Origin of the sequence: Streptomyces sp. NPDC006261 (assembly GCF_040613515.1) — a bacterium.
Classification (GTDB): Bacteria; Actinomycetota; Actinomycetes; order Streptomycetales; family Streptomycetaceae; genus Streptomyces.
The window spans coordinates 1-9,476 of record NZ_JBEXSI010000114.1 but is presented as its reverse complement, the minus strand read 5'-3'; the positions used below and the strand labels follow the sequence as shown (position 1 = coordinate 9,476).

7 protein-coding genes are annotated in these 9,476 nt (G+C 71.7%); 3 read left to right on the top strand and 4 right to left on the bottom strand.

Annotation, left to right across the window (positions count from 1 at the left end; all coding sequences use genetic code 11):
* Positions 1-492 precede the first annotated feature (492 nt).
* Entirely contained in the window at positions 493-1,179 is a 687-nt protein-coding gene (locus ABZ154_RS34230) for a DUF402 domain-containing protein (RefSeq protein ID WP_356838304.1), read from the bottom strand.
* Positions 1,180-1,295: 116 nt separating this feature from the next.
* Positions 1,296-2,711, bottom strand: coding sequence for a class II fumarate hydratase (locus tag ABZ154_RS34225; RefSeq protein ID WP_356838302.1), 1,416 nt, complete (start codon positions 2,709-2,711; stop codon positions 1,296-1,298).
* 107 nt (positions 2,712-2,818) lie between these two features.
* On the opposite strand from ABZ154_RS34225, the gene ABZ154_RS34220 reads away from it, so the two are divergent.
* A complete protein-coding gene (locus tag ABZ154_RS34220; RefSeq protein WP_356838301.1) occupies positions 2,819-4,378 on the top strand; it encodes a ricin-type beta-trefoil lectin domain protein in 1,560 nt (519 codons plus the stop codon).
* A 52-nt stretch (positions 4,379-4,430) separates the two neighbouring features.
* Here ABZ154_RS34220 and ABZ154_RS34215 read toward each other — a convergent pair whose 3' ends face one another.
* Positions 4,431-5,735, bottom strand: coding sequence for a M18 family aminopeptidase (locus ABZ154_RS34215; RefSeq protein WP_356838299.1), 1,305 nt, complete (start codon positions 5,733-5,735; stop codon positions 4,431-4,433).
* 519 nt (positions 5,736-6,254) lie between these two features.
* Positions 6,255-7,925, bottom strand: coding sequence for a fumarate hydratase (locus tag ABZ154_RS34210; protein ID WP_356838298.1), 1,671 nt, complete (start codon positions 7,923-7,925; stop codon positions 6,255-6,257).
* 206 nt (positions 7,926-8,131) lie between these two features.
* Here ABZ154_RS34210 and ABZ154_RS34205 point away from each other — a divergent pair, with 206 nt between their 5' ends.
* Complete coding sequence (locus ABZ154_RS34205) at positions 8,132-8,839, top strand: DUF1707 domain-containing protein (protein WP_356838296.1); 708 nt, start codon at positions 8,132-8,134, stop codon at positions 8,837-8,839.
* 175 nt (positions 8,840-9,014) lie between these two features.
* Positions 9,015-9,386 (top strand): WhiB family transcriptional regulator, encoded by a 372-nt coding sequence (locus ABZ154_RS34200; RefSeq protein ID WP_356838294.1) that lies wholly within the window; start codon positions 9,015-9,017, stop codon positions 9,384-9,386.
* Positions 9,387-9,476: the final 90 nt, after the last annotated feature.

Below are 9,476 nucleotides of genomic sequence, written 5' to 3'. Positions count from 1 at the left end.
CCGTCGACGACGAGGCGCGCTCGCTGATCGGCGAGAGTGACGGCGCGGCGCCCGAGCCGAGCTTCCCGTTCGTGCCCCGGATCGCCCGGCTGCCGGCCTTCGTGGGAGGTGGGATGCTCCGTCACGCGTGGGATTCCGTCCGTCCGGGCCGGTTGTATGAGGCAGTCGCCTCGTGGGGCGCCACTGTGCCCCGGCGACCGCGATGAGGACAACGGCTGTCTGCGGATGCCCCCGCACGCGGGGCCGAAACCGTGCGTCCGCGAGATGGCCCAAGGACGACGTTCCGCGCGGCGGCCGGTCTGCTCACGGCGAGGCGGCAGCGGGCAGCGAACACGTCTCCACCCCCTCGTGGTGGTCCTGCGACCGGGCGGGCCGTCCGGGTCCGTGGCCCGTCGTTCCGCACGACCGGTGCGATGACTTGTGGTCAGATCCGGTGTGGCCCTCGGGGAGCCGGGCCTGCCGGCCGGGCCCCCGGGGGGTGCGTCCAGGGTCTCACGACGGCATATGGGCAGGGGTGCGGTCCCAGTCATCCGGCAGCGGCGGAACCTGCCACCGCGGATCCGGCCGCCAGTGCTCCCAGCCGTCCCGGAACGGCGAGCCCCACCCGGTGATCACCTCGACCGCCGCCCGGCCCGCCTCCCGGACCCCCGCGGCGGTCTCCCGGTCCATCAGACCGACGTGCTGCGCCTGGGCGAACTCGTCCTCGTCGAGCCACTTCCAGCTCCGGTCCGGGTTCACGGAGATGTCGAGAAAGTGATCCACGGAATCCACCCCTCCGGCCCACCGGAGACGCGGCTCCTCCAGGTTCACGTACCAGTTCCGGAAGAGCCAGCCCCGGTCCCAGAACAGCCAGACCGACCACGGGTCCCCGGGCCGGGCCAGCTTCAGCACCCCCGTGCCGAACCACGTGGAGCGCGCGGTGGTGCGCGGCGCGGTGTAGCGGGTGGCGAGCGGTTCGGCGTGCACCTGCGTGCCGTCGGCCAGGACCGGGCGTACGCATTCGGTGCCGGGCGCCATCCAGACGGCGAGCAGCTCCGCGGTGTCCTGGACGACGGTCACCGGGCGGCAGATGTGCACGGGCGGGGCCCCGGGCGCCCGGTGGGCCCGGCCGTTGTCGCGGTAGCGCCAGAGGATCTGGTCCCCCGGCGCCCAGCGTGCGCACTCTCCCGTACCTGTCATGGATGGATCTTACGGATCGTCCGCGCCCGCCCGCTGCGACTCAGGTCACCCGGTGTGCCCGGCCGGCCCTACGGGGGGCACCCGGGCGTCCCCACGGGCCCCGGGTGACCCACCTGTCACGGCCGTGTCATCCGCAACACGTCCAGCGCCTGGTCCAGTTGCTCCACGGTGAGGTCGCCGCGCTCCACGTATCCGGAGGCCAGGACGGTCTCGCGGATCGTGGTGCCGTCCTTGAGGGACCGCTTGGCGACCTTCGCCGCCTCCTCGTAGCCGATGTACTTGTTGAGCGGGGTGACCACGGAGGGGGAGGACTCCGCGTAGGCGCGGGCCCGCTCCACGTTGGCGGTGATGCCGTCCACCGTGCGGTCGGCCAGCAGCCGGGAGGCGTTGGCCAGCAGCCGTACGGACTCCAGCAGGTTCTTCGCGATGACCGGGAGCATCACGTTCAGCTCGAAGTTGCCGGCCGCGCCCGCCGTGGCGACCGTGGCGTCGTTCCCCGTCACCTGGGCGGCGACCATCAGGACCGCCTCCGGGATCACCGGGTTGACCTTGCCGGGCATGATCGACGAGCCGGGCTGGAGGTCGGGGAGGTTGATCTCGGCGAGGCCGGTGCGCGGCCCCGAGGACATCCACCGCAGGTCGTTGGAGATCTTGGTGAGCGAGACCGCGATCGTACGGAGCTGGCCCGAGGTCTCCACGAGTCCGTCCCGGGCGCCCTGCGCCTCGAAGTGGTCGCGGGCCTCGGTCAGCGGCAGCCCGGTGGCCGCGGCGACCTCGGCGATCACGGCGGCGGAGAAGCCGGGCGGGGTGTTGATGCCGGTGCCCACCGCCGTACCGCCCAGGGGGAGTTCGGCGAGGCGGGGCAGGGAAGCGCGCAGCCGCTCCACGCCGTAGCGGATCTGGGCCGCGTAGCCGCCGAACTCCTGGCCGAGGGTGACCGGGGTGGCGTCCATCAGGTGCGTACGGCCGGACTTCACGACCTCGGCGAACTCGGCCGATTTCCGCTCCAGGGATTCCGCCAGATGGTCCAGCGCGGGGATCAGGTCGGCGGTGACGGCTGCGGTCGCCGCGATGTGGATGGAGGAGGGGAAGACGTCGTTGGACGACTGCGAGGCATTCACATGGTCGTTGGGGTGGACCTCGCTGCCCAGCCGTTCGCCGGCGAGGGTGGCGATGACCTCGTTGGTGTTCATGTTCGACGAGGTGCCGGAGCCCGTCTGGAAGACGTCGACCGGGAAGTGCTCGTCCCAGCGGCCCGACGCGACCTCGGCGGCCGCCTCCCGGATCGCGCCCGCGATGTCCGGATCCAGCACCTTCAGCTCGGCGTTGACCTTGGCGGCCGCGCCCTTGATCCGGGCCAGCGCCTCGATGTGCGCCCGCTCCAGACGCTGCCCGGAGACGGGGAAGTTCTCCACCGCCCGCTGGGTCTGCGCGCGCCACTTGGCGTGGGCCGGGACCCGCACCTCACCCATCGAGTCGTGCTCGATCCGGAACTCCGGGCCGTCCTGCGCATCTGCCGACGTGTCGACCATCGTGTTTAAACCTCCTGCAAAAGATGAGCACGTGTCTTGTTCCAGCTATTCCCAAGTCGCCTACCGGCCAGTAAATACCGGGGGTAACCACTCACCCGGGAGGCGCAATGAGGCGCACCAGGCTCAGACTTCGAGGGCTCCGCAGCTTTCGCCGGCTCCGCTGTACGGCCGCTGTCACCGCCGCACTCGCGGTGGCCGCCACCACGATGGCGGTCGCCGGACCGGCCGGCGCGGCCGAGTCGGGTACCGGCACCAGCACTATCGCATCGACTCCTCTCCCGCCCGCGCTGGAAACGGTCCGGGCGGCCGAGGCCACCCGGCTGTACGGCAGCCCCGCCGAACGGCCGCTCGCCGAACGGAAGACCGGGCTGATCTCGCTGGGCGACAGCGAGATCTCCGGCGAGGGCGTGGGCACCTACGACCGCGGAACCAACGGGCCGGACAACTGGTGCCACCGCTCGCCGGAGGCCGCCATCCACCGCACGGGCATCGCGGCGGACGTCACGTACAACGTCTCCTGCTCCGGCGCCTATACCGGGAACATCAATATCGGCGGGAGCAAGCAGTACGCCGACGAGCTCGTCCAGAGCGACAGCCTCGCGATCAAGGCCCGCAACACCCGGATCAAGATGGTCGTCCTGGTCGCGGGCGCCAACGACGACCTCCAGTTCGGCCCGGTCATGACCGACTGCGTGGTCCGCTACATCACCCTCCAGGGCCCGTGCGAGCCCAAGTACGCGGGCGGCTGGCAGGCCCGCGTGGACGCCCTGGTCCCCAAGGTCGAGGCGACCGTCCGCGACCTCCGTACGGTCATGAGCGACGCCGGGTACGCGAACAGCGACTACAAGCTCGTCCTCATGGGCTATCCGAGCCCGATCGGCCCGGACTTCCACGACAACCCGAAGTTCCCCGGCAAGCTGATCTGCGGCGGTCTCGGCTACGACTCCGACACCGTCTGGGGCCGCAACACCGCCGTGCCCGCCTTCCAGGTGGGCATGCGCAAGGCGGCCGCCTCCACCGGAGCGGTCTACCTCGACAACTCGCGCCTCTTCCACGGCCACGAGGTGTGCAGCGAGGCCCCCTGGGCGCGCGGGCTCTACATCGACCTGAGCAAGCCCGGACTGCCCGACGAGAACTCCGTGCGCCAGTCCTTCCATCCCAACGCGGCCGGTCACCGCGCCTTCGCCTCCTGCCTCACCCAGATCTACGACTCCGGGCTCCGCGAGGCGAGCTGCGCCGACCCGGCGAGCACGGGGAGCCCGGTCCTCCAGAGGGCGGCCTGGGACGACGTGTTCACCCCGGTGAAGAACGAGGCCACCGGCACCTGTGTGGACGTCCCCGCCTCGGTGACCCGTAACGGCACCGCGATCGGCGGCTGGGACTGCCACGGCGGCCGCAACCAGAACTGGTGGTACGACACCGGTACGCAGACCCTGCGTACCGCGCTCAGCCACGACCGGTGCCTTGACGTGTCGGGCGCCAAGTACAACCCGGGCGCCACGCTCATCGTGTGGGACTGCGCCGGCGCGGCCAACCAGAAGTTCGTCCGTCAGGCGGGCACCCTCCGCCCGGCGGCCGCGACCGGGCTCTGCCTGACGCTGGCGGGGGCCAAGGACCCGCTGAAGCTCCAGACGTGCGACGGCAGCGCGAAGCAGCGCTTCGTGTAGGCGTCCGGCGCAAGATGGGTGGCGGGCCTCGTCCGCCACCCACCGCGTGCCGTCAGTTCCCCGTCATCACCGCGCCCAGGATCGCCGCCAGGTACGCCGGGTCCTTCACCCCGCACAGCTCGCGCGCCGAGTGCATCGAAAGACCCGGCACCCCCACGTCCACCGTGGTGACGCCGAGGCGGGCCGCCGTGAGCGGGCCGATCGACGTGCCACAGGGCATCGCGTTGTTGGAGACGAACGGCTGCCAGGGGGCGCCCGCCCGCTCACAGGCGGCCGTGAACACGGCGATGCCGGTGGAGTCGGTGGCGTACCGCTGGTTGACGTTCACCTTGACCGTCGGGCCGCCGTTGGGCAGCGGGCGGTGGTCGGGATCGTGGCGCTCCGCGTAGTTGGGGTGCACCGCGTGCGCCATGTCGGCGGAGACGCAGAACGCCCCCGACAGGGCCCGCGACCAGTCCTCGTCGCTGCCGCCACGGGCCGCGACCGAGCGCGAGAGCACCCGCTCCAGCAGCGGGCTCTGGGCCCCCGTCTCGGAACCGCTGCCGACCTCCTCGTGGTCGAAGGCGGCCAGCACCGGGACGAAGGACGGCTCGGCGACCCCGGTCGCCGCGTCCACCAGGGCGGTCACCCCGGCATGCACGGACACCTGGTTGTCCAGCCGGGACGCCACGACGAACTCCCGCTCGGCGCCCAGGTATCCGGGCGGCTGGACGTCGTGCAGCATCAGGTCCCAGCCCAGCACGTCCGCCGGGTCCTCCCCGGCCGCCGCCGCGACCAGCCGCAGCAGCTCGCCCTCGCGCGGGTCGCCCAGCGCCCAGACCGGGGCGATGTGGCGCTGCCGGTCCAGGGCCACGCCGTCGTTGACCGTGCGGTCCAGGTGGATGGCCAACTGCGGGACGCGCAGCAGGGGTTCGTCGATCTGTACGAGGCTGCTGCGCGGGGTGCCGTCCGGACCGCCGCGCAGGGCGAGCCGGCCGGAGATGCCGAGATCCCGGTCGAGCCAGGTGTTCAGCGGGACCCCTCCGTAGATCTCCACCCCGATCTGCCGCCATCCGGAGGAGCCGGTGTCGGGCGCGGGCTTGATCCGCAGGTTCGGTGAGTCGGTATGGGTGCCGACGATCCGGAACGGGGTGTGCGCGGGCGCGCCCTCGGGGACGTACCACGCGATCAGCGCGCCGGCCCGGCTGACGAAGCAGCCGCCGGTCGCCCCGGTCCAGTCGTCCGTGCCGAGCAGCTCGCGGAATCCGGCCTTCTCCAGCCGCTGGGCCGCGCTCGCGACCACGTGGTACGGCGAGGGGCTGGCGGCGATGAAGGCGAGCAGGTCGTCGGTGTGGCTGCGGTGGGGGGCCGGAGTCATTCGGCGTCCGCCTTTCCGGAGTTCGGCAGTGGCTGCGCGGGCGAAGGGCCGCAGGACACCGAGGGGCGCCCGGCGGATCAGGCCGGTGGAGATTGTCAGGAACGTTCGACAACCCTTCGCGGTGCCCTCGCGCGGCGCAAGCCCGGAAGGCGGTGGTCTGCGGGAAAGCGGCGTTGCGGGACCGGCCGTCCGCCCGGTGCGGGGGCGGGGGCGCGCGGCGCCGGAGCGCGGGGGGTTCCCTAACGCCTGTTCGCGCGGTGTCCGTTCGGACGAGCTGACAGCACCCGGCCCGTGCCGCCCGGGTGGCCCTCGCGGCGGGCGGCAGGCGTGCGACGGAGCCCGTCGCGCCTGTTCCGGGCCCGATCGGACCGGTGGCGTCCGCTGTCACGAGATTGGCTTGATATCGACGTACGAGGGGGGCGGCTTCGCGCCTGAACACGGCCCGAACGCGGCCCGAACGCGGAGGAGGGGGCGCCCGTTCGGACGCCCCCTCCTCCGTCGACCCATTGCGGCGGCCGGTCAGCCCAGGCCGGGGCCCCGGACCGGAATGCTGGTGAACGTCGGCGCCGGGGCGGGCTCGGTGAAGAAGTCGTTGCCCTTGTCGTCGACCACGATGAACGCGGGGAAGTCCTCTACCTCGATCCGCCAGACCGCCTCCATGCCGAGCTCCTCGTACTCGACGACCTCGACCTTCTTGATGCAGTCCTGCGCGAGGCGGGCCGCCGGGCCGCCGATCGAGCCGAGGTAGAAGCCGCCGTGCGCGTCGCAGGCGTCGGTGACCTGTTTGCTGCGGTTGCCCTTGGCGAGCATCACCTTCGAGCCGCCCGCCGCCTGGAACTGCTCGACGTAGGAGTCCATGCGGCCGGCCGTCGTCGGGCCGAAGGAGCCGGAGGCGTACCCCTCGGGCGTCTTCGCCGGGCCCGCGTAGTACACCGGGTGGTCCTTCAGGTACTGCGGCATCTCCTCGCCCGCGTCCAGCCGCTCCTTGATCTTGGCGTGCGCGATGTCGCGTGCCACGACCAGCGGGCCGGTGAGCGAGAGCCGGGTCTTGACCGGGTACTTGGTCAGCTCGGCCAGCACCTCGTCCATCGGCCGGTTGAGGTCGATCTCCACGACGTCCCCGCCGGCCTCGTCGAGGTGCTCGTCGGTGGTGTCGGGGAGGAAGCGCGCCGGGTCCTTCTCCAGCTGCTCCAGGAAGACGCCCTCGGCGGTGATCTTCGCGGTGGCCTGGCGGTCCGCCGAGCAGGAGACGGCGATGGCGACGGGCAGGGACGCGCCGTGCCGGGGGAGGCGCACCACGCGCACGTCGTGGCAGAAGTACTTGCCGCCGAACTGTGCGCCGATCCCGATCCTCTGCGTCAGCTCGAAGACCTTCTCCTCCAGCTCCTTGTCCCGGAAGCCGTGCCCCGTGGGGGAGCCCTCGGCGGGCAGCTCGTCCAGGTAGTGGGCGGAGGCGTACTTGGCGGTCTTCAGCGCGAACTCCGCCGACGTGCCGCCGACCACGATCGCCAGGTGGTACGGCGGGCAGGCCGCGGTCCCGAGCGAGCGGATCTTCTCCTCCAGGAACTTCATCATGGAGGCCTCGTTGAGGACGGCCTTCGTCTCCTGGTAGAGGAACGACTTGTTGGCCGAGCCGCCGCCCTTCGCCATGAAGAGGAACTTGTACGCGCCGCCGTCGGTGGCGTACAGCTCGATCTGGGCCGGGAGGTTGGAGCCGGTGTTCTTCTCGTCCCACATGGTCAGCGGGGCCATCTGCGAGTAGCGCAGGTTGAGCTTGGTGTACGCGTCGAAGATGCCGTGCGACAGGGCCTCCTCGTCACCGCCCTCGGTCAGCACGTTCTGCCCGCGCTTGCCCATGACGATCGCCGTGCCGGTGTCCTGGCACATCGGCAGGACGCCCGCGGCGGCGATGTTGGCGTTCTTCAGGAGGTCCAGCGCCACGAACTTGTCGTTGGAGGAGGCCTCCGGATCGTCGACGATCCGCCGCAGCTGCGCCAGGTGGGCCGGGCGCAGATAGTGCGAGATGTCGTGCATCGCCTCGGCGGCCAGGGTGCGCAGCGCCTCCGGGGCGACCTTGAGGAACGTACGGCCGTCGGCCTCGAAGGTGGAGACACCCTCGGCGGTCACCAGACGGTACGGCGTGGTGTCCTCTCCCAGGGGGAGCAGATCGGAGTACGCAAACTCTGGCATTACGGCCATTCCTCACTCGATGACAGCGGCTGACCTCCCTTGGGCAGCGCATCAACCAGGGTAGAACGCGGCATCCGGGCCGGCCCTGTGAGGTAAGGCTCACCTGGAGGGGGCCGATCCCCGGGCGTCGAGCGCGCCGTCTCTCCCTCCGGGCGCGCCGCCCGGAGGGGTAGTCGCGATCTATCGCGTTTGGGTACGCTGGGCCGGTGGACCTAGAGAAGCAGCCCCAGCAGCCCGCCCGGCCGCCCGCCCCGCCCGCCCAGGTCTCGCCCGCCGAGGCCGCGCCCGGCGACTCGATCCGCGCGTCCGACGCCGACCGCGACCGGATCGCGGACATCCTGCGCGAGGCGATGGCCGAGGGGCGCCTGACGGCGGACGAGCACGCGGAGCGGGTCGACCTCGTCTACCGGGCCAAGACCGTCGGCGAACTCCAGCCGCTGGTCCGCGATCTGCCCGCCGCTTCCTCCGGCGCCGCCCCGCGCCCGGGGCCGCAGCCGTACGCGTACGGCCCCGAGTCCCCCGACGGCCCGACGGACAACCTCGTCGCGGTCTTCAGCAGCGCCACCCGTAAGGGGCGTTGGCGCGTGGGTCCCCGGACGAACGCCTTCTCGCTCTTCGGCAGCGTGGAGATCGATCTGACCGAAGCGCTTTTCAGCCAACGGCTGACCGTCATCAACGCCACGTCCATCTTCGGCAGTGTCGAGATCCGGGTGCCGGAGAACGTCACGCTGCGCGGCAGCGGCACGGGCGTCCTCGGCAGCTTCGACATCCGCACGCTGGAGTCGGTGGACCCGGAGGCGCCGGTCGTCGTGGTGAACGGCTACGCCGTCCTCGGCAGCGTGGAGGCGAAACCCAAGCGGGGCAAGTTCGTCGCGGACCTCCAGCGGCGGCTGCGCAAGCACCTCGGGCACTGAGAACGGCTCGAACAGCACGGTGAAGGCACGTTCGGGAATCAGCCAGAACACCTCCCGGAGCCCTCGTCGCACGCCGTGCGCCGGTGCCGCTCAGTGCATAGGCGTACACACAGCGGGTATGGACTGCTGCATCGTCTCTCGCTCGCGAAGCCGTAGCCGTCGTCAGGAGTAGACCGTGCTGCAACCGCCGCATCAGCCTCTGCAGGTCGCCGCCGTTCCTGCCCAGCGGACCCCCGTCCGGGAGGACGAGGCGGGCCCCTGGCACTCGGAGGCGGTGTGCCGCCGGGACGAAGCCGGGCTGTTCTTCGCCCCCTCGAAGGAGCCGACCGCCGCCCGACTGGCCCGTGAGGAGGCCGCCAAGCGCGTCTGCGCCCGCTGCCCGGTGATGGTGGCGTGCCGCGAGCACGCGTTGATGCAGCCCGAGCCGTACGGGGTGTGGGGCGGCCTCACCGCCGCGGAGCGCCGGGTCGCGCTGGCCCGCCGTCGCCGGCGCGACATCGAGCTGACAGCCGCCGCACCGGCGGAGCGCATAGCCGCGGCGGGCTGAGGCTTCAAGGCCGCCGTCGTCGAGGCGATCGACGCCGAGATCCCGCTCGCGGTCGTCATCACCGAGGGCATCGCCGTTCACGACTCCGCC